This window comes from Herbiconiux sp. FW305-C-125 (assembly GCF_058783455.1).
Genome location: NZ_JBYSYO010000001.1, coordinates 1,320,603 through 1,346,057, shown reverse-complemented (window position 1 = coordinate 1,346,057; position 25,455 = coordinate 1,320,603). Strand labels below are relative to the sequence as shown.

Below are 25,455 nucleotides of genomic sequence, written 5' to 3'. Positions count from 1 at the left end.
CCATCCTGCCAGCCCACCGGATGCGCGGCAGAAGCCGTGGGCTCGCTTCAGGACGAGCGTGCGGCGGCGCGGAGGTGTACGCCGGCCTCGGCGGTGAGGGCGTCGACCGAGGAGATGCCGTGACGGGTCAGTGCGAGGGCCCGCGCTCCCCGGAGCACGCCGCGCGCCGCCCGCTCGCGGAGCTCCGGCGGAAGCGACTCGATGTCGCTCGCCTTCGCGAAGCCGACGATGCGCCGGATCGCCTTCGCCGCCGCGAAGACCGCCGCATCGTCACGGATGCCCGCCAGAAGCTCCTCGAGCACCGGCTCCGTCCACACGCGCGGGTCGATCCGCCCCGGCCACAGCGCGCGGTACTCCGCCTCGAACGCCGCCCACAGCCGGCCCGGCAGGGTGAGCAGCAGCTCGGCTCGGTCGGGCTCACCGAGCACGAACGCACGCGCCGCGGCCAGCAGGAAGTTGCCCCAGAGCGCACCCAGATCGAACCCCGTGGGCCCCACGAACCCGAACTCGCTGTCGAACGCGCGCACCGAAGCCCCGATGCCCGAGGCCGTCCTCGCCGCATCCGCGGTAGCCGCATCCGCGCCCGCCGCATCCGCCCCACCGGGCGCCGCGGCCCGCACGAACACCGACCCGGTGTGCAGGTCGCCGTGGATGAGCGACTGCGCCGTGGTCATGAACCGCAGCTTCGCGAGCCCCATCTCGCGCACCAGCGCGGCATCCGCCCGCAGCTCCGCCACGTCGGCGACGTTGCCCGGCAGCACCACGTTGTGCGGATGCTCGACATACGGTTCGGTGAACACGAGGTCTTCGGTGATCTGCTGCAGCTCGGGGTTCACCGCCCGCGCCACGAGACGCTTGTGCTCCAGCGGATCGAGCCCGAGCGGCGAGGTCGCGAACGCGGTGCGCGCGATGTACACGCCGAGTTCCTCGGCCGCGTAGTCGTGCACCCGCCCGGCGTTCAGCTCGGTGCGCCACACCCGGTGGTCGCTCAGGTCTTCGATGGCGAGCACGAAGTTCGCGGCGTCGAAGTCGTAGAACGCCGGCACGTGCTCGGGGTCGGCCAGCACGTGCGCCCCGAGCACCGTCGCCTCGCGTGCCGAGCGCTCCCGTGTCATGGGCCACGACGGGTCGGTGCGCACGTGCGGCAGCGACTGCTTCAGCACGAGCGAGGCACCGGATGCGTCGTGCACGATGAACACCAGGTTGAGGTTGCCGTCGCCCACCTCGCGTACGGACGCGATGCTGGCGGCGTCGATCCGGTCGGCGAGGGCCGGTCGTGACGCCAGGTAGGCCGCGACGGACTCGGCGCGCAGCTGCGAGAAGTCGGCGGCGGTCATCACGAGGCCGACGTCGTCGATCCGGCGGTGACGACGGTGCGCCGCCGCGAGAAGGTGAAGCTGAACAGCAGCGCGACGAGCAGCACGATGCCCTTGCCGAAGTCCTGCGCGTAGTACGGCAGGCCCAGCATGGTGAAGCCCGTCACCATCACCGCGATCAGCACCGCGCCGAGCGCCGTGCCCCACGCGTTCGGCCGCCCGATGCCGAGCACCGAGACGCCTACCAGCGCGACCGCGACCGCATCCAGCAGCAGCGAATTGCCCGCACTCACGTCGCCCTGGCCGATGCGTGCGGCCAGCAGCAGCCCGGCGACCGAGGCGAGCAGCCCGCAGCCCATGTACGCGGCGGTGCGGTACCACTGCACGCGGATGCCCGAGAGCCGCGCCGCCTCGGAGTTCGTACCCACGGCGAACAGCGCCCGACCCCAGCGGGTGCGCTCGAGCAGGAACCAGAGCAGCACGGTGACGACGAGGAAGATGATGACCGGCACCGGGATCGGCCCCACCGATCCGCGGTCGAGCCAGAGGAAGTCGGCGGTGAACTTGCCGGGCGCCGTGGTGCCGTTCGAGAGGGTCATCTGCGACGAGATCGACTTGCCGTCGACGATGATGAGCTTGAGGCCTACGATCACGAACATCGTGGTGAGGGTGGCCAGCAGGTCGGGGATGCGCGCCACCACGATGAGGAAGGCGTTGAGCGCTCCGATCAGGAGGCCGCAGACGAGCACCACCGACACCGCGACGCCGCCCACCTGGTTGGCGATCACCATCGTCCACGCCGCGATCGACACCGCGAAGCCGGCTGACGCGCCCACCGAGAGGTCGATGCCGCCGACGGTCATCGCGAGCATCACGCCGAGCCCGGCGATGGCCGTGGGTGCGATGAACTTCAGCATGCCGAAGATGTTGTCGACCGTGCGGAAGCTCGGCTCGGTGACGACGAAGAACAGGATGAGGGCGACCGTCACCGCCACGAAGCCCCACTTCACGACGAAGGCGGCCGCGCGCTCGCCCCCGGAGGTCTTCGTGGAGGCGACGCTAGGGCTCGACATGGGAGGGCCTTTCGGGGGAGGGCTCGGCGGGTGCGGGCGCGGGTGCGGGTGCGGGTGCGGGTGCGGACCCGGATGCCGGGGGACTGGGGGGAGCCGACGCGGCAGGGCTCACGGATGCCCGGTGCGACTGACCGAGGAATGCCCCGATCACCGTCGACCGGTCGACCTCGTCGGCGTAGCGGTCGAGCTCTACCTCGCCGCCGACGAGCACCACGATGCGGTCGGCCACCTCGAAGATCTCGTCGACGTCACTCGAGAGCACCACCGCGGCCGCGCCGTCGGCCGCCAGCGCGGCCAGCCGCTGGCCGATCTCGCGCCGGGCCGCGATGTCGACCCCGCGGAACGGCTCGTCGAGAATCGCCAGCGCCGGCCCCGCCGACAACCATCGCCCCACGACGACCTTCTGCTGGTTGCCGCCGGAGAGGTCGTCGATCGACGCATCCGGCCCGCTCGCCACCACCGAGAGGGTGTCGATGACCGAGTCGGCGCGCGAGCGCTCGAACCGCCGCCGCACGAGCCCGGCGACGCTCGACTCGCGGAGGAACGGCAGCGTGATGTTGCGCAGCACCGACCAGCCCGGCAGGATACCCTGGCGCTGCCGGTCTTCGGGCACCAGCACCACCTTCGCGGCGATCGCGTCGCCGGGGCGCTTCGGCTGGTACGGCGCGCCGCGCAGCGACAGCGAGCCGGCCAGCGGGGTCGCCAGACCGCCGAGCAGCTCGGCGATCTCGGTCTTGCCGGCCCCGATCAGCCCGAGGATGCCGAGCACCTCGCCCGAGCGGATCTCGAGGTCGACCGGCGCCGACTCGGGAAACAGCCGGATGCCCGCGAGCGTCGCCGCCACCGCCGTGCCGCGATGCGTCGCGCCCCGGTCGTGGTCGAGCGTGGTCGCCCGGCCGAGCATGTCGTGCAGGATGTCGTGCCACTCGAACGGCCGCGCCGACGCGCTCTGCACGATGCCGTCGCGCAGCACCACCACGCGGTCGGCGAGCGCTTCGATCTCACCGAACCGGTGCGAGACGTACACGATGGAGAGACCGGATGCCCGCAGCGCCCGCAACACGTCGAACAGCCGCTCGGCTTCCGCCGCCGTCAGCGCGGAGGTGGGCTCGTCGAGGATGAGCAGCTGCGGGGTGGTGCGCAGGGCGCGTGCCAGCACGAGCAACTGCGCGTCGGAGATGGCCAGGCGCGCGGCATCCTGCGACAGCACGGCGTCGGACCAGTCGAGCCCGAGAGTGGCGAGCGCCGCCCGGGCGTCGGCGAGCGCGGCCCGTTTGTTGCGCAGCGGATGCCGCGAGGCCTGCGCCAGGTCGTCGAGCGTGAGGTTCTCGGCCACCGAGAGGCCCGGCACGATGCCGTCGGCCACCTTCTGGTGCACCGCCGAGATGCCGAGCTGCCGCGCCTGCACGGGCGAGGAGAGGTGCACCACCTCGCCGCGGATGCTGATCTCGCCGCTGTAGCGGGCGTTCGCGCCGGACAGCGCCTTGATGAGAGTGGACTTGCCGGCACCGTTCGCGCCGAGGAGTGCGGTGATCTCGCCCGCCCGGAACTCGAGCGCGACGTCGCTCAGCACCACGTTCGATCCGTACGCCACCGAGACGCCGACGAGGGACACGACGGTGACGTCGTGCCCCTCGGCCGGAGTGCTCGGAACGGAGGTCATTCGGAGACCGCGGGCAGCCAATCCGCGACCACGACGTCGTCGAGCTTCAGCGTGGGCTCCGCGGCGCGCAGCTCGGTCACGTTGGTGACCTTGTTGTCGGCCAGGAACTGCTGCGTGATGGTCTTCGCCGGGAACTGCACGTCGGTCTCGTCGAGCTGGCCGGCGAGGCTCAGCGCGAGGGAGCGCACGACACCCGCGCCGACCGCGGCCGGATCGGTGGCCGAGGTGGCCACCCACGGGCTGCCGTCGGCGGTGATGACCTCGATGTCGGCGTTCGAGATGTCGATTCCGTACACCTTCACCTTGCTCTGCAGATTGTTCTGGATGACGGCCTGCACCGTGCCCTTGGTGATCTCATCGTAGGGCGCGAAGATGGCCTGCACATCGGGGTTCTGCTTGAGAGCGGCGTCGACCAGCGGGATGTTGTCGGTGGCGGTCGACTCGGTGACCTTGCCGGTGGAGAACACCACGTCGAGGTCGTGCTTCTTCACGTAGTCGTTCCAGACCACGGCACGGCGGTCGAGCGCCGCGTAGCCCTCGGCCGAGACGTAGCCGACCTTCGCGCCGTCGCCGACGTCGTCGATCAGCTGGTCGAGCACACCGGAGGCCATCGACTCGTCGGACTGGCTGGTGGTGATGACGCCGGTGGAGTCGGTGAGGGCGAGGTCGTAGACCACCACGGGGATGCCCGCCTGCACGGCCTCGGTCACGAGCGGCTGCAGGGTGTCGGTCTGGCCGTGGTCGATGATGATGGCGTCGGGCTTGGACGCGATGGCCTGCTCGAGGTCGCTGGCCTGCTTCGCGTTGTCGTTGCGCGCATCCGTCACCTGCAGGTCGATGTTCGCGAACTTCGCCTGCGCCTGGGCGCCCGCGCCCCACGCCTCGAAGTAGTCGCCGGCGCCGCTCTGGCGCACCAGCGCGACCTTCACCGGGTCGCCGTCGAAGGGTGCGGGCAGCGGAGCGGATGCGGTGACCGCCGCCGAGGTGCTCTCGCCGCCCTCGGAGGAGGTGCTCGACTGGGCGCAGGCCGAGAGGGCGAGGATGCCCGCGGCAGCGAGGGCCGTGACGGCGGCGGCTCGACGGATGATGGCCATGGAAGGCTCCTTCGGGAGGGTGGAGCGCCGGAGGGACGGCCGGCGGGGCTGTGATTGCAGAGTCGATTCAACGCTGTCGGCGAGGCATTCGACGAATTGTGTTGCGATCTGTTACCTCGCGCGCCCACGGGCGGAATTGTGCAGGAGAGGAGGCTTAGCATGGGGGCATGACCCTGCTCACCGTGTGGAACGACTCCGACCCCCAGGCCCCCGAGCTGCAGACCCGGGATGCCGACACCATCCGCGAGGTGCTCGCCGGCCTCGGCGCACGCTTCAGCCGCTGGGAGCTCAAGGAGTTGTCGGCCGAGCCCACCCAGGAGGAGGTGCTCGAGGCCTACCGCGCCGAGATCGACCAGGTCAACGCCGAGCACGGCTACAGCCTCGTCGACGTCGTGTCGATCACGCCCGACGACAGCGACGAGTACCGGTCGAACGCCGCCGCCGCGCGCCAGAAGTTCCTCAGCGAGCACCAGCACGATGACGACGAGGACCGCTTCTTCGCGCGCGGCTCCGGCGTGTTCTACCTGCACGTGAACGGCAAGGTGCACGCGGTGTTCTGCGAGGCGGGCGACCTGCTCTCGGTGCCGAAAGACACCACCCACTGGTTCGACATGGGCACGAACCCCGACTACGTGTCGGTGCGCTTCTTCCACGACGACGACGGCTGGGTGGGCAACTTCACCGGCAGCGACGTCGCCACCCGCTTCGCCACCTACGACGAGCTGGCCGCCGTCCCGGCCTGACCCGCCCCGCGCATCCGCCCGCCCCGCGCATCCGCGTCACCCCGCGCATCCGCCTCGCCCCGCGCACCCGCCCAGCGCCGCAGGGCAGAGCGCCGGATGCTCGCCGCGCCTACCCGACCGAGGCGCCGAAGAGCAGCCCCAGCAAGTACGTGACGGCGGCGGCGCCGAAGCCGATCGCGAGCTGACGCAGGGCGCGGCGCAGCGGCGGCCCGCCCGAGAGCAGCCCCACCACCGCGCCGGTGCCGAGGAGCGCGAGCCCCACGAGGCCGGCCGAGAGCGCGACCGCGGCGAACCCGGTGAGCCCGAACAGGTACGGCAGCACCGGGATGATCGCCCCCGACGCGAAGAAGCAGAACGACGACAGGGCCGCCTGCCAAGCGGTGCCGATCGCTTCGTGCTCGTCACCCGCATCCGCTCCGCCCGAGATCTCAGGGGCGGTGATGCCGGCGTCGCCGACGCGTTGCACGCGGATGGCCGCCGTCGTCGTGGTCAGCCCGCCGAACACGTCGGCGGCCTTCGCCAGCGCCTCCTGCTCGCTCATGCCCCGCGCGCGATACACGAGGGCCAGTTCGTTGGCGTCGACGTCGAGTCGTGGCACGGCGGTGTGCGCCTGCGGATCGGGGGTGGATGCGGCGAGCAGCTCCCGTTGCGACCGCACCGACACGAACTCGCCGGCTCCCATCGACAGGGCGCCCGCGAGGAGTCCCGCGATGCCCGTCGCCAGCACGACCGAGGGCGCAACACCGGTCGCGCCGATGCCGAGCACGAGGGCGAGGTTCGAGACCAGTCCGTCGTTGGCGCCGAACACGGCGGCGCGGAAGGTGCCCGAGAGGCGGCTGCGGCCGCGGGCGGCGAGTGCGCGCACGACCTCGCCGTGGATGCGTTCGTCGGCGGCCATCGCGGGGGTGGCGTCGGCATCCGTCTCGTAGGGGGAGCGGGCCTCGGCGCGCTGCATCAGGGCGAGCACGAACACCGAGCCGAAGCGCTTCGCGAGCACCGCGAGCAGCCGGGTGCGCACGTCGGCCCGGCGCGGTTTGCCCACCTCGTCGCCGAGCAGTTCGACCCAGTGGCTCTCGTGCCGCCCCTCGGCCTCGGCCAGCGCCTCGAGGATCTCCCGCTCGGTTCCCGTGCGGCGCTGGGCGAGCTCGCGATAGACCTGCGCCTCCGCGCGTTCGTCGGCGAGGTACTGCCGCCAGCGGCGCAACTCGGCGGGCGTGGCGGCGGATGCGGGGGTCGCGGCTGGCGCGGATGATGCGGTCATGAGTCTCCGAATCGGCGGTCGGCGCGGCGCACGGGCGCCTCGCGGTGTCGATCGAAGGTCTCGTTCGCCGCGAGCCGCGCCGGCTGCGGGCGCCGCGGTGGATTGCCGGGCCGATCGTCGTGATGGCCAGTGTGTCGACAGGTCCGCTGCTCGCGCGAGGGCGCGGGCGCTGGAACTACTCCCCTTCGGTGCCTCCATTGTGGCAGGCGCCGGGCCGCATCCGGGGCTCGGAGCCGCGACTCCCAGTATTTCGAGGCGCCGAAACGCGCTCAGGCGGTGGGGCGGCAGGCAGGGCGCCGGCGGTCGAGCCAGGTGGCGCAGAGGCCAGTCCAGGCGGCGGCCGGATGCCCGGGAGCGAGCCCCAGGCCGTGCTCGCCCGACTCGAACACGTGCACCTCGTGCGGCACGCCCGCCGTGGCGAGGGCCTGGGCGAGCGGGTAGGTGTGCTCGTCGACCGGCACCGGCTCGTCGTCTGCGGTCGCCCAGAGGAAGACGGGCGGCGAATCCGGCGTCACGAGCCGCTCGAGCGAGGTCTGCCGGCGGAGCTCGTCGGTGGGTTCGGGCCCGAGCAGATTCAGCTGCGAGCCGGCGTGAGTCGGCGTGAGCATCGACACGACGGGGTAGCAGAGCACCGCGAAATCGGGCCGGCTGCCCTCGGGGGCATCAGGCGTCAGCGCCGTGTGCCCGGCGAGGTGCCCACCGGCCGAGAACCCCAGCACGCCGACGACGGATGCGCCCGCCGCACGCTCGGCGGCGACGGCGGCCTGCACCGTCTCGAGCGGAGCCGGATGCCGCGTCGACACCGGGTAGCGGATGACCCGCGCCCCCCACCCCAGCCCCTCGAGCCACTCGGCCACAGGCTCGGCCTCATGCGGCGCCAACACCCCGTACCCGCCCCCCGGCAGCACCAGAACCACACCCTCAGTCACCCCGCCACCCTACCGCCCCCCGCCTCTCGCCCGTCCCGCTCACGCCCGTCCGCATCCCCAACGACGGAGTCCGCGCCGAACGCCGGACGCACACTCCGTCGTTACCGTCCTCCGCCCCAAAACACCGTCGCTCCGCCCCCGGCCCGGGAGTGCCTGGGATGGCGCGGCGCGAGAGGGGGGTGAGCGAGTTGCGACGTCGGCGCAGGTGGTGGTGGCGGTTGGGGCGCGGGAGTGGGGGTGGGTGGCGATGGCGGCGCAGGTCGGGGCGGGGATTGCGGCGCGCGTGAGTGGCGACGGCGGCGCAGGGTGGCGATTGGGGCGCGGGAGGGGGCGTGTGGCGACGGTGGGGCAGGTGGTGGTGGGGATTGCGGCGCGGGTGGGGGTGGGCGTGTGGCGACGGCGGCGCAGGTGGGGGCGGGGGTTGGGGCGCGGGAGTGGGGGTGGCCGGCGCGGCGCAGAAGAGGTCGGTGCGAAAGGAACAGGGACGCGCTGCGGTGGAGCGCTGCCGCGCGTGCGGCACTGGGAGGGGGGACGAACGCTACAGGGACGCACTGGGGTGGTGGGCTGGGGTGGCGCGGGGGGCTCGGGGGCGAACGCTACGGGCCGTACTCGACGACCCAGGGTGCGGGCGCGGCCGCGGAGCGACCGCACCCGCACATGTCGCGCGGCGCCGGGCAGGGACCGGCGACGCCCGAGGAGCCCGCGCGAAGCACGGGCCCCGAGGCAGCTACAAACTATCCCGCAGGTCGTCCGGCGTCTTGTCGCCGAAGGGCTGGGACTCGTCGGGGCCCTCGCGGTCGGGTGCGTAGTGCTTCCAGTCGGCCTCCGCCTCCTTGGGCGACCCGCCGGTGGGCCCGTCGTTGCCCTCGCCGGCGCCGCCCCAGACGGTCTCGCCCGCAACGGCGTCGTTCGTCACGATGTCGTCGCCCTCGTCGAATCGCGGGGGTCCGTTCCTGTCGTCGCTCATCATGCTCCTCGTCTGCGGCCGCACCCGCGGCGCGCTGGCTCAAGCCCACCACGTTCCCGCCCGCGACGGAAGGCCCGCGTCAGCGGCCCGGGGCGACGGCTAGCTGTACCCCGACGGGGTGGGGAACAGCCCCTGCAGCGCGTGGTCGCCCACCTCCTGCGACTTGTAGGCCACCGGGTCGTGGAGGGTGATGGTGCGGGCGTTCCGCCAGAACCGGTCGAAGCCGTACGACGTGCCGGTGGCGCGGGCGCCGGTGAGCTCGAACAGGCGCGATGTGACATCCAGCACCGTCCGCGTCGACACCACTTTCGCCGCGGCGATCTCCACGGCGACCTCGCCGCGCTCCGCATCCGTCAGCGACCAGCCCCGCGACGCCGCCTCGGTGAGGGCGTCGGTGGCGCGCCAGGTGAGCGCGTCGGCGGCGCGGGTGGCGGCGGTGAGGTCGCCGATGAGCTCCCGGATGTACGGGTCGTCGACCGCACGCTCGACACCGCTGGTCGACCACGGCTTCGTGGTCGTGCGCACGTAGTCGGCGGCGACGGACAGCGCGCCCTCGGCGAGACCGACGTGGATGTGGTCGAGTGCCAGCTGGAACAACAGGATCGACAGCGACGCGAACGGCCGGTAGCGCGGGCCTGACTGCTCGCCGAGACCGAGCACGTGCGCATCCGGAACCCAGGCGCCGTCGAACGACACCGACCCGGATGCGGAGAGCCGCTGCCCGATGTTGTCCCAGTCGTCGTGGTGCACGACGCCCGGCTGGGTGGCGTCGATGATGATGGCGAGCTTCTCGCCCGTGTCGACGCGGGTGCCGCTGGCGGTGATGCGCTCGGCCACCTGGGCGCCGGTGGCGAAGAACTTGCGGCCCGAGACCGTGAACCCGCCTTCGACCGGGGTGAGTTCGAGGCCGGCGTCGCGCGGGTTGCCGGCGCCGCCCCAGAACCAGTGGTGGGCGGCGAGCCCGCGCTGCAGCTCGTCGATGGCGGCCTGGTTCTCGTTCAGCTGCAGCCGCCAGGAGTTCACGAAGTGGTAGGCGAAGACGTGGCCGAGCCCCGCGTCGGCGCGGATGACCGGCCGCAGAGCTGTGAAGACGGTGCGCCAGTCGAGGCCGCCGCCGCCGAACTCCCGCGAGACGAGGGCCGGCAGGATGCCCGTGGCCCGCAGCTCGGCGACCTCGGCGAACGGCGCGGTGCCCTGGCGATCGCGTTCGGCGGCCACGTGCCGGAAGCCCTCAGCCAGTCCGGCGAGAGCGTCGACGGCGGCGTCGGGCGAGGTGATGACGGCGGGGACGTCTTCGGGCACGGTGTTCTCCAGGTGATGTGACGGCGGCCGAGGGCTCCGGGCCGATACCACTATGCCTCCCTCACTGCGGCCGAGTGGAATCGGCGGCTGCAGCCCGCCGGGTCACTCGGCCCAGGGGGTGCGGTTCCACATACGCATCACCTGGTTGCCGTGCTCGAAGCCCAGCACGCTGATGGAGGCGGTGTCGAGCACGACGAGCTCGCCGGCCCGGATCGGCAGGCCCATCCAGGTCGCGGCCAAGGTGCGCAGGTAGTGGCCGTGCGAGAACAGCAGCACGTCCTGGCCCGCGTTGAGAGTCGGGCGGAGCCGTTCGATCACCGCCGTGTTGCGGCGCAGGAGGTCGGCGGCCTGCTCGCCGTTGCCCTCCGCATCCGGTTCGACGCCGTCTTCCCAGAGGTTCCACGGCTCACCGAAGCGCTCGGTGATCTGGGCGCTGGTGAGGCCCTCGTAGGCGCCGTAGTCCCACTCGGCCAGGTCGGGGTCGATGACCGCGCCGGCGCCGAAACCGGCGATGTCGGCCGTGCGCACGGCGCGCTGCCGCGGGCTCGTCAGCACCAGCCCGAAGGTCTGACCGGCCAGCACCCGCCCCACGGCCAGTGCCTGCTCCTCGCCGTTCGGCGTGAGCGGGATGTCGGTGCGCCCGGTGTGCTGCCCGGTGAGGCTCCACTCCGTCTCCCCGTGCCGCACCAGCACGATGCGCGGGGCCGGCACCGCCGCCGGCTGGGCGGCCACGATGGCGCCAGGCACCTCGAACGGAGCGCCGGAACGGGGTTCGTCAGAAACGGTCATGGGGTTCCTCACCGGGTGGAAGTGGGGCCGGGCAGGCCCCGTTCAGGATAGCCGCCGCGAGCCGGAGGCCCGCCGGCTGCCCCGGGCATCCGAAACCCGAACGGCGATCGCACGAAACGTCGCCGCAACCTGCGCCGGGGAGGATGGCGCCATGACCGATCCGCAGCTGCCCCTCACCGTCGTCGACGCGGTGATCATCCCACTCGCCGATGGCAGCGACTGGTTCCGCGGCTGGCTGAGCGTCGATGCCGACGGGCACATCGCGGGCCTCGGCGCGGGCGAACCGCCGGCCCAGCCCACGGGCACCCGGGTGCTCGACGCCCACGGCGCCTTCGTCGCTCCCGGGTTCGTGTCGGCGCACAGCCACCTCTTCACCTCGGGAATGCGCGGCATGACCCCGGGCGAGCCGCTGTACGGCTGGGTGGGCGAGCAGAGCGCCTTCATCTCGGGCGCCGACGCCGACGACATCTATTGGTTCACCTTGCACGGCTGCCTCGACTTCCTCGGCAACGGGGTGACGAGCGCCTACAACTTCACCGACTCCCGCATCGTCGGCCGGTACGACGCGGCCACCGACACCCGCGAGATCTACGACGTACGGCCGGAGGAGTACCTGTTCCGGCAGATCGACGCCGCACGCGACGCCGGGCTGCGCACGATGAACGCCATCCGGCTCGACAGCGAGTTCCAGCCTGCCGAGCAGGCCTTCGAGGTGTTCGCCCGCGCCGTCGAGCACCTCGAGGCGAGCGTTCCGGGGCCGCTGAACCTCGGCGCCTCCGTGTTCGGGGCCGTGCAGTGGTCGGCGACCGCCCAGGCCGCGATCGACGAGGTACGGGCGATGGATGCGCACGGCATCGGCAACCAGGCGCACTTCCTCGAGACCGGCGAGGCGCTCGATCAGCAGCGGGAGAAGTTCCGCTGGTACCAGGAGGCGGGAGCGCTGCGGCCGGGCTTCCTGTTCGGGCACTTCGTGCATCCGGATGTCTTCATGTCACGCGTCGCCGCCGCCGCGGGTGCCGGGATGGTGTGGCAGCCCACCTCGAACGGGCGACTCGGTTCGGGGGTGGCGGACATTCCGCGCTATCGGGAGCTCGGCATGCCGATCGGTGTCGGGCTCGACGACCAGTCGTGCACGGATGTGTCCGACCCGTTCCAGAACGTGCGCATCGGCGTGTACACCCAGCGCGCCGTCAGCGAGGACGCCGGGGTGCTGATGCCCCGCGAGATGCTGCGGATGCACACCCTCGGTTCTGCGGAGGCGCTCGGCGTGGCCGACCGGATCGGGTCGCTCGAGGTCGGCAAGGCCGCCGACTTCCTGGTGGTCGACCCCGCCAGACCCGACACCGGGCCGGTGTGGGACGTGTACGCGCACTACGCCTTCGCGATGAGCCTGCGCAACCTCAAGGAGGTGTACGTGGGCGGCGAGCTGGTGGCGCGCGACGGGGTGAGCACGCATCCGCTCGCCGCCGACGCCTCGCGCGAACTGCACGCCCGCGTGCGCGCCGTCGCGGCCCGCGCCGCCGAGCGCAGCACCTCGCGCCTGGCCTGGTAGGCGCCTGCGCACTACCGTTGGCGCATGGCTGTGACACTCCGACCGATGCCCGAGGATGCGCTCGCGAGCTGGCTGGCCGCATCGAACGCCGAGTACGTGCGGGAGCGGATCGCCGCCGGCGACTCACCCGAGTACGCCGAGGAGCGCGCGGCCGAGTCGAACGCGCAGTACTTCCCCGGCGGCGTGCCGGCCGCCGGCCAGCTCGTCTTCGACGTGCTCGCCGACGATGAGCCGGTCGGCGTGCTCTGGCTCGGGCCGATGTCGCCGCGGCATCCGCACGACTGGTGGGTGTTCGACGTCGAGATCGCGGCCGAGCACCGCGGCCGTGGGCTCGGCCGCGCGGCGATGCTGCTGGCCGAGGAGGCGGCCCGTGACCACGGCGCCCGCCGGCTCGGGCTCAACGTGTTCGGCCACAACACCGTCGCCCAGAACCTCTACACCTCGCTCGGCTACGAGACCACCGCCATCAACATGGCCAAGCCGCTCTGAGCCGGCGAGGGCACCCGGGCGACGGTCGCGAGTAGGGTGAGGGCGATGTTCGAGTTGCGTTCCCTCCGTGTTCCGGTGGTGCAGGCGCCCATGGCGGGCGGCCCGTCCACGCCGGAGCTCGCGGGCGCGGTGAGCAACGCGGGCGGGCTCGGCTTTCTCGCAGGGGGATACCGCAGCGCCGAGGCGCTGGCGGAGCAGATCCACCACACCCGGCTCATCACCGGGCAGCCCTTCGGCGTCAACCTCTTCGTGCCGCAGCCGTCGGTGGCCGACCCCGCCGCGCTCGCCGCCTACGCCGCCGAACTCGCGCCCGACGCCCGGCGGCTCGGCGTCGAACCCGGCACACCGCATCCGGATGACGACGACTGGGCCGCCAAACTCGACGTGCTGTTCGAGCTGCGCCCCGCGGTCGCATCGTTCACCTTCGGCACGCCCGACGCCGAGACCGTGGCACGGCTCGGCGACGCCGACGTGCTCGTGCTGGTCACCGTCACCTCCCTCGCCGAGGCGAAGGCCGCGCTCGCGGCCGGAGCACCGGCGCTCGTGGTGCAGGGCCCGCTGGCCGGCGGGCACCGCGGCACCTTCGATCCGGCGGCCCCTCCGCCGGCCGACGATCTCGAGACGCTGTTCGGCCGCATCCGGCACCACACGGATGCGCCGCTGGTCGCCGCGGGCGGGCTCACCACCCCGGCGGCCGTGGCGCGAGCGCTGGCGCACGGGGCCGTGGCCGTGCAGGCCGGCACGGCGTTCCTGCTGGCCACCGAGGCCGGCACGAGCGCGGTGCAGCGGCAAGCGCTCGTGGCGCCCGGATTCACCGAGACCATCGTCACCCACGCCTTCTCGGGCCGGCCCGCGCGCGCACTCGTCAACGACTTCGTGCGGCGGCACGACGCCACCGCGCCCCTCGGCTACCCCGAGGTCAACCAGCTCACCGGGCCGCTGCGCGCCACCTCCGGCGCGGCCGGCGACCCCGACGGAACGAACGTCTGGGCCGGTGCGGCGTGGCGGGACATCCGCTCGGGCACCGCAGCCGAGATCGTGCGGCACCTCGCGAAGGAGATCGAATGACGAAGCACGGAGCCCGCGCGGCGGACTGGAGCAAGCGCCTCCGCGTCGACGGGCCGATCGACCTGGCAGCCATCGACACCGGGGCCACCCCGGGCGTGCTCGACAAGGATGCGGGGGAGGAGCTCTTCGACGGCACCAGCCGCTCGCTCGCGACGCTGCAGGAGCAGCTCTTCGCCGCCAGCCTGTCCGGCGGCAAGCGTTCGGTGCTGATCGTGCTGCAGGGCATGGACACCGCGGGCAAGGGCGGCACGGTGAAGCGGGTGGCGGGGTCGATGGACCCGCAGGGCATCACTCATCACGCGTTCAAGAAGCCGACGGAGGAGGAGCTGGCGCATCCGTTTCTCTGGCGGGTGGAGAAGGAGCTGCCGCCGCCCGGGCACATCGGCATCTTCGACCGCTCGCACTACGAGGACGTGCTGGTGCCGCGCGTGCACGAGCTCATCACCTCGGAGGAGCTGACGATGCGGTACGCCGAGATCAACGAGTTCGAGCGCCGGCTGGTGGAGGGCGGCACGACGGTGCTCAAAGTGATGCTGCACCTCGGGCGAGACGAGCAGAAGAACCGGTTGCTGCGGCGGCTGGAGCGGTCGGACAAGCACTGGAAGTTCAATCCGGGCGACGTGGACGACCGTGCGCTGTGGCCGCTGTTCCAGGACGCCTACGAGGTGGCGCTCACGGCGACCAGCACGTCGCACGCGCCGTGGCACGTGGTGCCGGCCGACCGCAAGTGGTACTCGGCGCTCGCGGTGCAGCAGCTGCTCGACGAGGCCCTGCGAGCCCTCGACCTCGGCTGGCCGGCCGCCGACTACGACGTCGCCGAGCAGCGCGCCCGGTTGCTCGCGACCTGAGCGGCGCGAGCGAGCGAGCGACCTGTGCTAGCGGCTCTCGAGCGCGTCGATGCGCTCGGCGAGCAGTTGCAGCGCCTCGCCGATGGCGGCGAAGTTGCGGTCGGCGATCTCCCAGCGCGGGTCGACGTTGAGGCGGTGCAGCATGGCGCTGCGCTTGGACTCGTTCATGGCGAGGTCGGCTTGGGCCAGAACCTGCTTGAGGTCGTCGACGGTACTCACGGAATCCCCCTGGAGTGTGCGATGGTTGCGTACCCGTCCAATCTACGGGCGCTCCGCGACCACGTCACCGCGCGCGGGAACCCGAGCGGGAGCGGGGTGGGGTGGCGGTGAGGGTGGCGAGCACGTCGTCGAGGCCGGCGAGGCCGGGGGAGGCCGCGATGTCGGCGCCGATGCGGGCGCTCGCCTCGCGGTAGCGGGGCTCGGTCAGCACCCGCTCTACGGCGGCACGGATGCGCTCGGGCGTCGGCGCGTTCGTCGCGAGGTTCACGCCCACCCCGGCCCAGGCCACGCGCGCGGTCACCTCGACCTTGTCCTCGGTGAGGCCCGCCACGACAAGCGGCACCCCGTGTTCCATCGCGTAGTGCACGCCGCCGTAGCCGCCGTTCGTGACATAGGCATCCGTCAGCGGGAGCAGCCGGTCGTACGGCAGGTAGGAGGCCGCCCGAACGTTGGCGGGCAGCGGATGCGGGAGGGTCTCGACCGGTCGGCCCCCGGTCGAGACGACGACCAGTGCGTCGAGCCCGGCGAGCCCCTGCAGCGCCGGAGCGATGAGTTCGTCGTAGTTCTTGTTCGCCACCGTGCCCTGGGTCACGTGCACCACCGGACGCGGCCCGGCGAGCTCGCCCCACCACTCGGGCAGCGGAGTCGTCGACGGTGCGGTGCGGGAGACCGGACCGACGAAATGCACGGTGCTCGGCAGGTCGCTCCGCGGGTACTCGAACGACGGAACGGTGAACTGCACGATCGCATCGGCCAGCGCCGCCGTACCCATGAAGAAGGTGTGCAGTTCGCCGCCGGTGGTCTCGCGGATCATCCGCTCGGCCTGCAGCTGCAACGGGCGGAAGATGCCCTTCTCGGCGGCCGTCTTGAGCATCCGGTTGCGCACGCGTCCGCGCCAGCCGGGCAGCGGCGGCTTGCCGAGACCGAAGGGAGCCGTGTCGACGCTGTCGACACCGAGCGGCACGATGCCGAGGTTGACGACCGGGGGGCGGGCCGTGCCGGGCCGGGTGAGCAGCAGCAGTGCGCCCATGAAGAGCGACTCCACCAGCACGGCGTCGGTGGGCTCGGCGGCGAGCGCGGCGTCGACCGCGGTCAGCTGTGCCGGCGCCGGGGCGAGGAAGATGGTGCCGAGGTCGTAGCGGATGCCTGCAGGGCCCTTGAGGCCGACGCGACCGGGGAACGCGGCATCCATGTCGGTGTCGTCGTAGTCGGCCTCGGCGGGCAGCGGCAGGAAGGTGGCACCGGTCGCCTCGACGGCGGCCTGGTAGCGCGCTCCGGTGAGGAAGCGCACGCGGTGGCCACTCGCGACGAGGTGGCGGGCGACCGCGAGGAGCGGGGTGACGTGACCGTGCACCGGCGTGCTGCAGATGAGGAGAGAGGACATCGGTGGGCCTTCGCGTAGGGGACGAGGGGTTAAGCTTGGCTATACTCCAGAAGTATTCACTACCCCGTTAGGAAAGTCAATATGCCGGACAGCAGGACATCCGCGGTGCGCAGTTACCACTCGGCGCTCCGTGCCGAGCAGGCGGCCAACACGCGGCAACGCATCCTCGACGCGGCCGCGGCGTGCTTCGCGCGCTCGGGCTACGCCGGCACCTCGCTCGCGGACATCGCGGGGGAGGCCGGGGTCTCGGTCGAGACCGTGAAGCTGAACGGCCCGAAGCGCGCCCTGCTGCTCGGCGCCTTCGAGCAGGCCTTCGCCGGCAGCGAGGGCCGCGAGTCGATCGCCGACCGCGATGTCGGGCGCGAGCTGACCGCGCTCGACGACGACGCCCTGCTGCCGGGCTACGTGCACTTCGTCGCCGAGGCGAACCGCCGCACCAGCGGCTTGTGGGCGGGTTTCCTGAGCGCCGCGTCGTCGGATCCGCTGGTCGAGGCCGAGCTGGCCGATCTGCTCCAGCGGCGCCGCCGCGACTTCCTCGCGTCGGTGGCCGAGTTCGAGCGGCGCGGGATGCTCCCGGCCGGCCTCGGCGACAGCGAGCGACGGGAACTCGCCGACATCCTCTCGTTCCTCGTGTCGCCCGAGAGTCATGAGCAGCTCGTCACCCAGTCGGGGTGGAGCATGAAGCGCTACGAAGCCTGGCTGCGCGAGGCGGTCGAGCGCCTGGTGCTCGGCAGGCACAGCGCCAGCAGCACTCCGCCCAGCACGGCGCAGCCCACGTAGACCGCCCCGAGTGGCGCCTGGCTGTCGTCGGGCAGCGTGGCGGCGGCGGCCATCGTGACGGCCACGAAGAGGTAGCAGACGGCGCTCGTGAGCCCGCCGATGAGGCCGAGGTTGCGTTCGAACAGACCGAGCGCCAAGCCGTACGCGAGCGGGCAGAGCGCGCCGCAGCCGAGCATCACGAACACGCCGCCGACCGTGATGAGCACGAGGTCGGCGCCGACCGTGAACCCGCTCACCGCGAGCACCACGGCCCCGATGGTGAACGAGCTGAGCGCGGCGAAGCCGAGGGTGCGTGACGACAGGCGGGTGGCGAGTGAGCCGGTCGCGAGTTCGCCGCCGAGGTTCGCGGCACCCACGACGAGGGCGATGACGCCGTACGCGGCGGGCGGCAGCCCGAGCTGCGTCTCGTAGAGCAGCGGCGCCACCACGCCGAAGAGCAGCTGCGCGCTCGCGAACACCGCGAACACGAGGGTGAGGCCCACGAAGAGCTTGCGGCGGAGGGTCGTGCCGAGCACGCGGGCGATGAGCCGTGGGCGGATGGGCTCCGCCTTGTCGGCCGCCAGCGTCTCGGGCAGCAGCCGCCACACCACGAGCAGGGCGACGGCGGCGAGTGCCGCGATGAGCACGAAGATGCCGCGCCAGCTCACGAATTGCACGAGCACCCCGCCGATGGCGGGTGCGATCACCGGCGCCAGCCCCCAGGATGCGCCGAGCCAGCCCGAGAGCGCGGTCAGCTCCCGGCCGCGATGGGTGTCGGCGGCGATCGCGTACACCACCACCATGCAGGCGCAGGCACCGAGCCCCTGCACGAAACGCAGCACGAGCAGGAGCCAGATGTCGGTCGTGACCGCGATGGCGAGGCTCGCGACGACGAGGAGCACCAGACAGGTGAGCAGCGTCGGCTTGCGGCCACGCGCATCCGCGATGATGCCGACGGGCAGCAGGCCGAGGCTCATCCCCAGCACGTAGGCCGAGACCGAGTTCTGCACGAGAGTGGCGGATGCGCCGAACTCGCGGATCATGTCGGGGATCGCGGGCGTGTAGACGTCGATGGGGAACTGACTGAGGGGGATGACGCCGAGGAGTATGGCGATGAGCAGGCGGCGGTTCGGACCGCGGCGGGCGGTGCTCGAGCTGCCGGTGCCCGTGCTCGCCCCAGCGTCTGCTGCCTGACCGGCCATTGCACCCTCCCGCTTCCCCGGCCACAGTGTAGTGCGCAGGCGGGAAGTTCCCGGGCCGCTGCGGAGTTCGACTTCCCGAGAGAAGGGACCATCATGGCTCAGAAGGTTTGGTTCATCACCGGTGCATCGCGCGGGTTCGGTCACGAGTGGGCGACCGCCGCTCTCGAACGCGGCGACAGCGTCGCGGCGACCGCCCGCGACACGGCGACACTCGCGCCGCTCGTCGACCGGTTCGGCGATCGCATCCTGCCGCTCCAGCTCGACGTCACCGACCGCGAGGCGGACTTCGCGGCCGTGACCGAGGCGTTCAACTACTTCGGGCGCCTCGACGTCGTCGTGAACAACGCCGGGTACGGGCAGTTCGGCTTCATCGAGGAGCTCAGCGAGCAGGAGGCGCGCGACCAGTTCGAGACCAACGTGTTCGGTGCGCTGTGGGTGACCCAGGCGGCGCTGCCGTTCCTGCGCGAACAGCAGAGCGGGCACATCATCCAGGTGTCGTCGATCGGCGGCATCTCGGCGTTCTCGAACATCGGCATCTACAACGGATCGAAGTGGGCGCTCGAGGGCATCTCGCAGGCGCTCGCTCAGGAGGTCGCGTCGTTCGGCATCCATGTGACGCTCGTGGAGCCGGGCGGGTTCAGCACCGATTGGGGCGGAGCGTCGGCGAAGACCGCCGCGCCGTTGCCCGACTACGAAGAGGTGCACGCGGCCGCGGCGGCGGCCAGGGCCACGCGGGTGTCGACGCCCGGCGACCCGGCCGCGTCGGCCGCCGCCCTGCTGCGCATCGTCGATGCCGAGAAGCCGCCGCTGCGGGTGTTCTTCGGCACCGCCCCGCTCGGCATCGCGAAGGCGGACTACGCGTCGCGCATCGCGGAGTGGGAGGCCTGGAGCGACGTCTCGGAGCTCGCCCAGGGCTGACCCACCGGCCGCGGCCGACTCATGATCACCCGGCCGCAGCCGTCAGCGCCGCGACGGCCCGGCGGGTGTCGTCGGCGATGAGGTCGGCGTTGATCTGGGTGGCGGCGGCAGCGCCGGAGGCCGCCGCCATCACCACCAGTGCGTGGGCGACGGCCGAGTTGCCCGCGACCCACACGCCCGGCACCGACGTGGCGCCGAACGGGTCGGCGACCACCCACTCGCCCACGGGGCCCTCGGCGTAGTCGGCGCCGAGCTCGCGGAGCAGAGCGTCGTTCGCCACCGGTCGCGGCCCCACGAAGAGCCGGTCGAGCGGGATGGTGCTGCCGTCGTCGAGCGCGACGCCGGTGAGCGCGCCGGGGCCGTCGCCGCCCGCAGGGGCCGAGAGAACGGCCGTCACCTGCGCCGGCACGATGCGGATGCCGCGGGCGTCGAAGCCCGCGCGCGTCTCGGCGTCGAGGTCGGCGGCGGCGGGCCCGACGAAGGTGACGTCGGACGACCACTGACGCAGCAGTCCCGCCTGGTGTGCGCCCATCGGGGTGAACGCGAGCACCCCGATGCGCAGGTCACGTGACTCCCAGCCGTCGCAGTAGGGGCACGCGACGGCGCCGCGCCCCCACTGCTCGGCGAGGCCGGGGACGTCGGGCAGGTCGTCGCGCAACCCGGTGGCGATGACGAGGCGGCGGCTGCTGAGCATCCGGCCGTCGTCGAGGGTGACGGTGAACGCGCCGGCCTTGCCGGCCGCGCTCACCGCCCGCCCGTTCACGATCTCGCCGCCGTAACTGCGCACCTCGGCGCGGCCCGCTTCGAGCAGGTCGAGCGGCGACATGCCGTCGCGGCTGAGGAAGCCGTGCATGTGCGGCGCGAAGCGGTTGCGCGGCTCGCCGGCGTCGATCACCGCGACGCGGCGGCGGGCTCGGGCGAGCACCAGGGCGGCATTGAGGCCGGCGGCACCGCCACCGACCACGAGGACATCGAGGAGTTCATCGGTCATGCCTCCACACTGAGCCGCCCGAGACGGTATGGCAAAGTGGTGTGCCGAAATGGCAAGATGGAGGAATGCCTTCCGCCTCCGCCCCGCACCGTGTCTCCCACAGGTCGCGCCCAGTCGCCCCCGCCGCCGATGCCGCCGCCGCGCCGACGGGCGACGGCACCCGCGCGGCGCGCATCGGGGCGCGCCTCAAGGCGACCCGCCTCGACCGCGACCTCACCCTCGCCGGCCTCGCCGCGGCCACCGGCATCTCGTCGAGCACCATCTCGCGCCTCGAAGCGGGCAAACGGCAGCCCAACCTCGACCTGCTCATTCCGCTCGCCGCCGCGCTCGAGGTGACCCTCGACGAGCTGGTCTCCGACACCGCCGTGCCCGACCCCCGTGTGCGCCCGCGGTTCACCCGCCAGTGGGGTGCCGAGGTCGAGCAGCTCTCGCGCGAGGGCTCGCCGATGCAGACCGTGCGCATGGTGCTGCCGCCCCGCGACGAGGAGCCCGAGCTCCGCACCCACGACGGCTTCGAGTGGCTCTACGTGCTCGACGGCCGGCTGCGGTTGCGCCTGGCCGAACACGATCTGGTGCTGAAGCCCGGCGAGGCGGCCGAGTTCGCCACCCGCGTTCCGCACTGGATGGGCAGTGCCGACGATCACCCGGTCGAGATCATGTGCATCTTCAGCCGCGACGGCGAGCGCATCCACGTGCGTGCGCAGACCGAGCCGGATCGCCGCGCCGGGCGCTGACCCGTCCGCCCGCGGTCCGGCGGGCACCCGGCCCCGGGGTGCGGCGGTGCCCGTAGCGGCCTAGCCTCGAACCATGCCCGCACCCACCGACCTGCGTTTCGCCGGGCGCATCGCGGGCTTCGGCACCGCATCCGGAACCCGGGTCGTGCTCGGCCTCTGGCACATGACCCCGCTCGGGTCGTTCGCCGATGCGATGCTGCAGGATGCGCGGGGTCACCGCATCCTGCTCGCGCCGAACGACGAGGTGGCCGCGCTCCTCACCGGCACCTACCGCTTCGACGAGGTGCGGGTGGCGCCGGTGCGCTGGCGGCGGATCGACGGCGGTCTCCGCTTCGAGGCCCGAGACCTCCGCACGCAGCTGCGTCTCGGCGGCATCTCGCCGCTGGGCCGCGCGCTCCGGCTGGTGCCGGCGGCCGTGGCGACGCATCCGCGGTGGTTGCAGACGGTCGATCCGGTGGCACGGATGCTCGTACCCGGCGCCCGGACGGCCGGCACCGCCGGTGGCGGGCGGCGTGAGTTCTACGGGGTGACGCTCGCGCGCCGCATCGTCTGGGCCGAGGCCGAGCTCGACGGCGCCGATCTCGGGGCGTTCGCGCCGCTGGATCCGCCGGTCACGTTCGGCTTCGGGTCGGCCCCGGCGTCACCCCAGCTGGTCGACGTGGTCACCACGATCCGCGAGCCGGGCGCACGCGGCCGGCCGGCCGGTGGGGCGCCTGATCAGGCCTCCGGCGTGCCCGCGAACACGTAGACCCAAGCGTCCTCGCCCGAGTCGAGCGGAACCCGCACACGCACGTAGTCCGACACCTCGTACTCGTCGGCGGCGAGCAGCTCGTCGAGCGTGAGCTCGAAGACGGTACCGGGCACCGGCTCGGCGCCGGCGTCCGGCACGAGAAGCGGATGCCGGTCGCTGCCGCTGGTCGCGATCACCGCCGCGTCGGTGATGGTGAGCCATTCGAGCCGGTAGCCCACGACCGCGGCGTCGCGGCCCTCGAGCAGCCGCCCGAAGGTGGCGAGCTGCACCGCGGGCTGACGCAGCGTTCCGTACGAGAAGAGCAGCACGCCATCCGTCGCATCCACCCGTCGAGCCTACCGACCCGGCCGCGCGCTGCCGTCAATCGCCCTTCGGCGCCTTGCGCAGAGCCTCGGGCTTGTGCACGGCCTCGCGGCCGGTCTTGTCGCTTTCGACGAGGAACTGCGGGTCGTCGTCGGATGCCCGCACCGTGCGGCCGGCGGCCTCGGTGTCGCTCGTGATCTTCTTCTTCACGGTGCCGGTCGTCGTGGTGCCGTGGGTCGACCACCTCACGTGGTCGCCGCGGTGCGGTTCTTTCGCCATGCCGGCGACCGTACTCCCGAATCGGCTCAGGCGTACACGGCCGAGATGACCACCGGGTAGAGCAGTCCGCCCAGCACCCCCAGCAGCCCGGCCGCGCCGAGCGCGAGACCCGCGGAGGCGAGGGCCTTCGGTGCGCCGGGCCGCACGACCACGACGAGACCGAGGATGACTGCCGCCAGTGAGCTCAGCCCCACCAGCACCGCCTGCACGGTCGACACGGCACCCATCGCGCCGGGGCCGCCCGACACGAGGACGCCCGCCTGCACGAACACGAACACGAAGCCGAGCACCGGGCCGACGGCGCCGAGGATGAGTGACGCCAGCCCCAGCGGGTTGCGCGCTCCCGGGTTGCGCGGCGCGGCCGGGGGAGTATTCGCGCCGTACCCGGGGTGCTGGCCCGCGGGCGGGCTCTGCGGCGGGTAGGGCGCCGCGGGCGGCGTGGTCGGCGGCGTGGGACCGTACCCCGGGTGGCGCTCGGCGGGCTGATCGAACGGTGGCTGACTCACGGTGCTCCCCTCGGCGACGGACATCTGCGTCCATCCTGTCCCGAACCGCCGCCGGCCGGGAGGGCCAGCAGACGATCGGGGCGATCAGGCCCGGTGGTCGAGCGTCACCGCGCCGGGGTCGGGTGCGATCGGCTCCGGCAGCTCGAGCCCGGGCGCCCCGTGCGCCCCGGGCGCATCCGTCGCATCCGTCGCGCCTGACGCCTCCCGCTCGAGCTTGACGAACACGACCCCCGCGACGATCAGCGCCCCGCCGACCCCCTGCAGCAGCGTCGGCACCTCGCCGAGCAGCAGCCACGACAGCAGCACCGCGAAGAGCACCTCGACGAGCCCGACGAACGAGGCGACCCGCGACCCGAGCCGCACCGCACCCAGGATTCCCGCCAGGTACGCGAACGCGGTCGCCACCAGCACCACCACACCCATCGGCACGAGCCACGACACCTGCCCGAACACCGGCAGCACCACGTCGTCGAACGACATCGTGAACGGCAGCAGCCCGGTGGCGCCGACGAGCCCGAGCCCGGCCGCGCCGATGAGGAGCCCGACGCTCACGAGCGTCACCGGGGGGAGCCCGTTCGACGGCAGCGCCGAGATGAGGTAGTACCCGGCCAGGCACACCGCCGCCGCGAGCGCGAACAGCACGCCGAGCACGTCGAGCCCGCCCGCGCCGGAGGGGTTGATGACGAGCACCAGCCCGGCGATGCTGAGCACCGCACCGATGATGGTGAGCAGCGCCGGGGGGATGCGCGTGCGCGCCCAGGCGAGCAGTACCAGCAGGATCGGGGCCGAGTACTCGATGAGCAACGCGACGCCCACCGGCAGGCGGCCGATCGCGGCGAAGTAGAACACCTGGGCGCCGATGACGGCGACGAAACCGTAGGCCAGCAGCAGCTTCCACGAGCGCAGCAGCAGGCCGTAGCGCCCCCGCAGTGCGAGCAGGGCTGGCACGAGCAGCACCAGTCCGCCGGCGCCGGCGCGCACGGCGACCGCGGCCACGGGCGACCAGCCGGCGTCGAGCAGCGGTTTCACGAACGGCCCGCTCGTGCCGAACGCGGCGGCCGCGGCGATGGCGAGCACGAGACCGGATGCGCGGTGTGCCGATGCGGTGCGCGGTGCGGGCGAGTCGGTCATCGGGCATCCGTCGTGTCAGGAGTGAAAAGGATTACGCTAGTGACACTACTCATCCGCCCTGTCAGGAGTCAATGTGGTCTTTGCCTATGACACCGAGGCGACCCTGGTGTTCGCTGCGGCGCTGATCAACACGGGCGCCGGCGCCTCGAACTCGCGCGACGACGAGCTGACCGAGCTCGGAGCGCTCGAACGCCTGCTCGACGAGCACGAGTACTCGGGCCGGCGGGATCGCGACGCGGCCGAGCTCGAGGAGGTGCGCGCCCTGCGCGGCGAGTTCCGCCAGTTCTGGCAGGTCGACCGCGACACGGCGGTCGAGCTCGTCAACCGCATCCTCCGCGACTCCGCCGCGCTGCCGCAGCTCGTGCGGCACGGCGACTGGGACTGGCACCTGCACGCCACCGCGGCCGACGCTCCGCTGGCCACCCGGATGCGCGTGGAGGTGGCCATGGCGTTCATCGACGTCATCCGCACCGACGAGCTCGATCGCCTGCGGGAGTGCGCGGCGGACGACTGCGCCGCCGTGGTCGTCGACCTCTCCCGCAACCGCTCGAAGCGCTACTGCGACGTGGGCAACTGCGGCAACCGGATGAACGTGCTCGCCTACCGCGCCCGCCGGCGTTAGAGGAGCTTGCGCAGGGTACGGAGGTTGCGGGTGGTGGTCGCGGCCTTGAAGCGCGGCTTCGCCAGGAACTTCGCCAGCGCCGTGTCGAGGCTGTGCCCCTTCGGCACCTCCCAATAGACGATGGCGTCGCCCTGCACCTCGGCGCGCTCGGCCGGCTCGGCGTCCGGGTCGAGGCCGGCGATGAACTCGGCGATCTCGGCGGTGGCCGCGGGGTCGGAGGAGAACACGACATACGGCTGCCGCTCGTCGACCTCCTCGTAGGGGAAGCCGTCGACCACCGACGCCAGGTCGCCGCGCTCCACCAGCACGATCCAGGCGTCGTAGCCGAAGCGCTCGCGCAGGCCCGTCTCGATGGCGGCCTTCAGTCTCTTCGTCTCCTGCGCATCCGTCTCGAACAGCACGTTCCCCGAGGCGAGCACCGTCTTCACCCCGTCGAAGCCGAGCGACCGGAAGAGTTCGGCCAGCTCGGCGCTCTTCACGGTGACGCCCCCGACGTTCACTCCGCGGAGCAGGGCGACGAATCGGGTCATGCGCCAACGCTAACGGCGAATCGCCAGTTCTG

At 72.4% G+C, this 25,455-nt stretch carries 28 protein-coding genes; 10 read left to right on the top strand and 18 right to left on the bottom strand.

Features of this window, described 5'->3' with window-relative positions:
• Window positions 1-47: 47 nt before the first annotated feature.
• From AC3WLB_RS06905 to AC3WLB_RS06890, 4 genes are read right to left on the bottom strand one after another with little or no spacing between them, the layout of a single operon-like run.
• Window positions 48-1,337, bottom strand: coding sequence for an S-methyl-5-thioribose kinase (locus AC3WLB_RS06905; RefSeq protein WP_492504475.1), 1,290 nt, complete (start codon window positions 1,335-1,337; stop codon window positions 48-50).
• A complete protein-coding gene (locus tag AC3WLB_RS06900; RefSeq protein ID WP_492504473.1) occupies window positions 1,337-2,389 on the bottom strand; it encodes an ABC transporter permease in 1,053 nt (350 codons plus the stop codon). Before AC3WLB_RS06900 ends, AC3WLB_RS06905 begins: the two co-directional genes overlap by 1 nt.
• Window positions 2,376-4,052: a sugar ABC transporter ATP-binding protein gene (locus AC3WLB_RS06895; RefSeq protein WP_492504471.1), complete on the bottom strand. Its 1,677-nt coding sequence runs from the start codon at window positions 4,050-4,052 to the stop codon at window positions 2,376-2,378. Before AC3WLB_RS06895 ends, AC3WLB_RS06900 begins: the two co-directional genes overlap by 14 nt.
• Window positions 4,049-5,146, bottom strand: coding sequence for a substrate-binding domain-containing protein (locus tag AC3WLB_RS06890; RefSeq protein ID WP_492504469.1), 1,098 nt, complete (start codon window positions 5,144-5,146; stop codon window positions 4,049-4,051). Before AC3WLB_RS06890 ends, AC3WLB_RS06895 begins: the two co-directional genes overlap by 4 nt.
• A gap of 167 nt (window positions 5,147-5,313) precedes the next feature.
• On the opposite strand from AC3WLB_RS06890, the gene AC3WLB_RS06885 reads away from it, so the two are divergent.
• Window positions 5,314-5,889, top strand: a complete 576-nt coding sequence (locus AC3WLB_RS06885; RefSeq protein ID WP_492504467.1) for a 1,2-dihydroxy-3-keto-5-methylthiopentene dioxygenase — start codon at window positions 5,314-5,316, stop codon at window positions 5,887-5,889.
• Window positions 5,890-5,998: 109 nt separating this feature from the next.
• On the opposite strand, the gene AC3WLB_RS06880 is transcribed toward AC3WLB_RS06885, so the two are convergent.
• The 5 genes from AC3WLB_RS06880 to AC3WLB_RS06860 all read right to left on the bottom strand — a co-directional run bounded on the left by AC3WLB_RS06880 (window position 5,999) and on the right by AC3WLB_RS06860 (window position 11,137).
• The gene (locus AC3WLB_RS06880; protein WP_492504465.1) at window positions 5,999-7,150 is read right to left on the bottom strand and encodes a VIT1/CCC1 transporter family protein; all 1,152 of its coding nucleotides are present in this window, start codon (window positions 7,148-7,150) and stop codon (window positions 5,999-6,001) included.
• A gap of 269 nt (window positions 7,151-7,419) precedes the next feature.
• On the bottom strand, window positions 7,420-8,079 hold the full coding sequence (locus tag AC3WLB_RS06875; protein ID WP_492504463.1) for an alpha/beta hydrolase: 660 nt from the start codon (window positions 8,077-8,079) through the stop codon (window positions 7,420-7,422).
• A gap of 727 nt (window positions 8,080-8,806) precedes the next feature.
• Entirely contained in the window at window positions 8,807-9,046 is a 240-nt protein-coding gene (locus AC3WLB_RS06870) for a hypothetical protein (RefSeq protein WP_492504461.1), read from the bottom strand.
• Window positions 9,047-9,145: 99 nt separating this feature from the next.
• Window positions 9,146-10,348: an acyl-CoA dehydrogenase family protein gene (locus tag AC3WLB_RS06865; RefSeq protein WP_492504459.1), complete on the bottom strand. Its 1,203-nt coding sequence runs from the start codon at window positions 10,346-10,348 to the stop codon at window positions 9,146-9,148.
• A 102-nt stretch (window positions 10,349-10,450) separates the two neighbouring features.
• Window positions 10,451-11,137: a histidine phosphatase family protein gene (locus AC3WLB_RS06860; protein WP_492504457.1), complete on the bottom strand. Its 687-nt coding sequence runs from the start codon at window positions 11,135-11,137 to the stop codon at window positions 10,451-10,453.
• Window positions 11,138-11,288: 151 nt separating this feature from the next.
• Between AC3WLB_RS06860 and AC3WLB_RS06855 the strand changes: the two genes are divergently transcribed.
• The 4 genes from AC3WLB_RS06855 to AC3WLB_RS06840 are packed head-to-tail and all read left to right on the top strand — an operon-like array spanning window position 11,289 to window position 15,094.
• Entirely contained in the window at window positions 11,289-12,689 is a 1,401-nt protein-coding gene (locus tag AC3WLB_RS06855; RefSeq protein ID WP_492504455.1) for an amidohydrolase family protein, read from the top strand.
• A 24-nt stretch (window positions 12,690-12,713) separates the two neighbouring features.
• Window positions 12,714-13,178: a GNAT family N-acetyltransferase gene (locus AC3WLB_RS06850; RefSeq protein WP_492504453.1), complete on the top strand. Its 465-nt coding sequence runs from the start codon at window positions 12,714-12,716 to the stop codon at window positions 13,176-13,178.
• 45 nt (window positions 13,179-13,223) lie between these two features.
• Window positions 13,224-14,246, top strand: coding sequence for a nitronate monooxygenase (locus AC3WLB_RS06845; protein ID WP_492504451.1), 1,023 nt, complete (start codon window positions 13,224-13,226; stop codon window positions 14,244-14,246).
• Window positions 14,243-15,094, top strand: coding sequence for a PPK2 family polyphosphate kinase (locus tag AC3WLB_RS06840; protein ID WP_492504449.1), 852 nt, complete (start codon window positions 14,243-14,245; stop codon window positions 15,092-15,094). Before AC3WLB_RS06845 ends, AC3WLB_RS06840 begins: the two co-directional genes overlap by 4 nt.
• A 27-nt stretch (window positions 15,095-15,121) precedes the next feature.
• Here AC3WLB_RS06840 and AC3WLB_RS06835 read toward each other — a convergent pair whose 3' ends face one another.
• Window positions 15,122-15,313, bottom strand: a complete 192-nt coding sequence (locus AC3WLB_RS06835; RefSeq protein WP_492504447.1) for a hypothetical protein — start codon at window positions 15,311-15,313, stop codon at window positions 15,122-15,124.
• A 64-nt stretch (window positions 15,314-15,377) separates the two neighbouring features.
• Window positions 15,378-16,697: a glycosyltransferase gene (locus AC3WLB_RS06830; RefSeq protein ID WP_492504445.1), complete on the bottom strand. Its 1,320-nt coding sequence runs from the start codon at window positions 16,695-16,697 to the stop codon at window positions 15,378-15,380.
• An 81-nt stretch (window positions 16,698-16,778) separates the two neighbouring features.
• Between AC3WLB_RS06830 and AC3WLB_RS06825 the strand changes: the two genes are divergently transcribed.
• Complete coding sequence (locus AC3WLB_RS06825) at window positions 16,779-17,477, top strand: TetR/AcrR family transcriptional regulator (RefSeq protein ID WP_492504443.1); 699 nt, start codon at window positions 16,779-16,781, stop codon at window positions 17,475-17,477.
• On the opposite strand, the gene AC3WLB_RS06820 is transcribed toward AC3WLB_RS06825, so the two are convergent.
• Entirely contained in the window at window positions 17,384-18,658 is a 1,275-nt protein-coding gene (locus AC3WLB_RS06820) for a Bcr/CflA family efflux MFS transporter (protein ID WP_492504441.1), read from the bottom strand. The two genes, AC3WLB_RS06825 and AC3WLB_RS06820, sit on opposite strands and share 94 nt — an antisense overlap.
• 93 nt (window positions 18,659-18,751) lie before the next feature.
• Here AC3WLB_RS06820 and AC3WLB_RS06815 point away from each other — a divergent pair, with 93 nt between their 5' ends.
• Entirely contained in the window at window positions 18,752-19,576 is an 825-nt protein-coding gene (locus AC3WLB_RS06815; RefSeq protein WP_022898459.1) for an SDR family oxidoreductase, read from the top strand.
• Between the two features lie 25 nt (window positions 19,577-19,601).
• On the opposite strand, the gene AC3WLB_RS06810 is transcribed toward AC3WLB_RS06815, so the two are convergent.
• Window positions 19,602-20,567 carry an NAD(P)/FAD-dependent oxidoreductase gene (locus tag AC3WLB_RS06810; protein WP_492504438.1) on the bottom strand — a complete coding sequence of 322 codons (966 nt, stop codon included), beginning with the start codon at window positions 20,565-20,567 and terminating at the stop codon, window positions 19,602-19,604.
• Window positions 20,568-20,632: 65 nt separating this feature from the next.
• Here AC3WLB_RS06810 and AC3WLB_RS06805 point away from each other — a divergent pair, with 65 nt between their 5' ends.
• Together AC3WLB_RS06805 and AC3WLB_RS06800 are read left to right on the top strand one after the other, a co-directional pair.
• Window positions 20,633-21,301 (top strand): helix-turn-helix domain-containing protein, encoded by a 669-nt coding sequence (locus tag AC3WLB_RS06805; RefSeq protein ID WP_492504436.1) that lies wholly within the window; start codon window positions 20,633-20,635, stop codon window positions 21,299-21,301.
• Between the two features lie 73 nt (window positions 21,302-21,374).
• Window positions 21,375-22,049, top strand: coding sequence for a hypothetical protein (locus AC3WLB_RS06800; protein WP_492504434.1), 675 nt, complete (start codon window positions 21,375-21,377; stop codon window positions 22,047-22,049).
• On the opposite strand, the gene AC3WLB_RS06795 is transcribed toward AC3WLB_RS06800, so the two are convergent.
• From AC3WLB_RS06795 to AC3WLB_RS06780, 4 genes are read right to left on the bottom strand one after another with little or no spacing between them, the layout of a single operon-like run.
• Window positions 22,019-22,378 carry a gamma-glutamylcyclotransferase family protein gene (locus tag AC3WLB_RS06795; protein WP_492504432.1) on the bottom strand — a complete coding sequence of 120 codons (360 nt, stop codon included), beginning with the start codon at window positions 22,376-22,378 and terminating at the stop codon, window positions 22,019-22,021. The genes AC3WLB_RS06800 and AC3WLB_RS06795 overlap by 31 nt on opposite strands.
• Window positions 22,379-22,412: 34 nt before the next feature.
• A complete protein-coding gene (locus AC3WLB_RS06790) occupies window positions 22,413-22,634 on the bottom strand; it encodes a hypervirulence associated TUDOR domain-containing protein (protein WP_022898464.1) in 222 nt (73 codons plus the stop codon).
• Between the two features lie 26 nt (window positions 22,635-22,660).
• Window positions 22,661-23,164 (bottom strand): hypothetical protein, encoded by a 504-nt coding sequence (locus tag AC3WLB_RS06785; RefSeq protein WP_492504430.1) that lies wholly within the window; start codon window positions 23,162-23,164, stop codon window positions 22,661-22,663.
• A gap of 60 nt (window positions 23,165-23,224) precedes the next feature.
• Window positions 23,225-24,271 carry an EamA family transporter gene (locus tag AC3WLB_RS06780; RefSeq protein ID WP_492504428.1) on the bottom strand — a complete coding sequence of 349 codons (1,047 nt, stop codon included), beginning with the start codon at window positions 24,269-24,271 and terminating at the stop codon, window positions 23,225-23,227.
• A gap of 73 nt (window positions 24,272-24,344) precedes the next feature.
• On the opposite strand from AC3WLB_RS06780, the gene AC3WLB_RS06775 reads away from it, so the two are divergent.
• Window positions 24,345-24,893: a CGNR zinc finger domain-containing protein gene (locus AC3WLB_RS06775; RefSeq protein ID WP_492504426.1), complete on the top strand. Its 549-nt coding sequence runs from the start codon at window positions 24,345-24,347 to the stop codon at window positions 24,891-24,893.
• Here AC3WLB_RS06775 and AC3WLB_RS06770 read toward each other — a convergent pair.
• A complete protein-coding gene (locus AC3WLB_RS06770; RefSeq protein WP_492504424.1) occupies window positions 24,890-25,423 on the bottom strand; it encodes a DUF1697 domain-containing protein in 534 nt (177 codons plus the stop codon). The genes AC3WLB_RS06775 and AC3WLB_RS06770 overlap by 4 nt on opposite strands.
• Window positions 25,424-25,455 lie beyond the last annotated feature (32 nt).

Bases quoted from the DNA above. Each gene is read 5' to 3' on its own strand.
- AC3WLB_RS06825 (WP_492504443.1), top strand. From the start codon at position 16,779: ATGCCGGACAGCAGGACATCCGCGGTGCGCAGTTACCACTCGGCGCTC.
- AC3WLB_RS06770 (WP_492504424.1), bottom strand. From the start codon at position 25,423: ATGACCCGATTCGTCGCCCTGCTCCGCGGAGTGAACGTCGGGGGCGTC.
- AC3WLB_RS06905 (WP_492504475.1), bottom strand. From the start codon at position 1,337: ATGACCGCCGCCGACTTCTCGCAGCTGCGCGCCGAGTCCGTCGCGGCC.
- AC3WLB_RS06800 (WP_492504434.1), top strand. From the start codon at position 21,375: ATGCCCGCACCCACCGACCTGCGTTTCGCCGGGCGCATCGCGGGCTTC.
- AC3WLB_RS06885 (WP_492504467.1), top strand. From the start codon at position 5,314: ATGACCCTGCTCACCGTGTGGAACGACTCCGACCCCCAGGCCCCCGAG.
- AC3WLB_RS06840 (WP_492504449.1), top strand. From the start codon at position 14,243: ATGACGAAGCACGGAGCCCGCGCGGCGGACTGGAGCAAGCGCCTCCGC.
- AC3WLB_RS06830 (WP_492504445.1), bottom strand. From the start codon at position 16,697: ATGTCCTCTCTCCTCATCTGCAGCACGCCGGTGCACGGTCACGTCACC.
- AC3WLB_RS06810 (WP_492504438.1), bottom strand. From the start codon at position 20,567: ATGACCGATGAACTCCTCGATGTCCTCGTGGTCGGTGGCGGTGCCGCC.
- AC3WLB_RS06815 (WP_022898459.1), top strand. From the start codon at position 18,752: ATGGCTCAGAAGGTTTGGTTCATCACCGGTGCATCGCGCGGGTTCGGT.
- AC3WLB_RS06790 (WP_022898464.1), bottom strand. From the start codon at position 22,634: ATGGCGAAAGAACCGCACCGCGGCGACCACGTGAGGTGGTCGACCCAC.
- AC3WLB_RS06780 (WP_492504428.1), bottom strand. From the start codon at position 24,271: ATGACCGACTCGCCCGCACCGCGCACCGCATCGGCACACCGCGCATCC.
- AC3WLB_RS06880 (WP_492504465.1), bottom strand. From the start codon at position 7,150: ATGACCGCATCATCCGCGCCAGCCGCGACCCCCGCATCCGCCGCCACG.
- AC3WLB_RS06870 (WP_492504461.1), bottom strand. From the start codon at position 9,046: ATGAGCGACGACAGGAACGGACCCCCGCGATTCGACGAGGGCGACGAC.
- AC3WLB_RS06890 (WP_492504469.1), bottom strand. From the start codon at position 5,146: ATGGCCATCATCCGTCGAGCCGCCGCCGTCACGGCCCTCGCTGCCGCG.
- AC3WLB_RS06845 (WP_492504451.1), top strand. From the start codon at position 13,224: ATGTTCGAGTTGCGTTCCCTCCGTGTTCCGGTGGTGCAGGCGCCCATG.
- AC3WLB_RS06860 (WP_492504457.1), bottom strand. From the start codon at position 11,137: ATGACCGTTTCTGACGAACCCCGTTCCGGCGCTCCGTTCGAGGTGCCT.
- AC3WLB_RS06850 (WP_492504453.1), top strand. From the start codon at position 12,714: ATGGCTGTGACACTCCGACCGATGCCCGAGGATGCGCTCGCGAGCTGG.
- AC3WLB_RS06805 (WP_492504436.1), top strand. From the start codon at position 20,633: ATGCCTTCCGCCTCCGCCCCGCACCGTGTCTCCCACAGGTCGCGCCCA.
- AC3WLB_RS06820 (WP_492504441.1), bottom strand. From the start codon at position 18,658: ATGGCCGGTCAGGCAGCAGACGCTGGGGCGAGCACGGGCACCGGCAGC.
- AC3WLB_RS06855 (WP_492504455.1), top strand. From the start codon at position 11,289: ATGACCGATCCGCAGCTGCCCCTCACCGTCGTCGACGCGGTGATCATC.
- AC3WLB_RS06785 (WP_492504430.1), bottom strand. From the start codon at position 23,164: ATGTCCGTCGCCGAGGGGAGCACCGTGAGTCAGCCACCGTTCGATCAG.
- AC3WLB_RS06900 (WP_492504473.1), bottom strand. From the start codon at position 2,389: ATGTCGAGCCCTAGCGTCGCCTCCACGAAGACCTCCGGGGGCGAGCGC.
- AC3WLB_RS06895 (WP_492504471.1), bottom strand. From the start codon at position 4,052: ATGACCTCCGTTCCGAGCACTCCGGCCGAGGGGCACGACGTCACCGTC.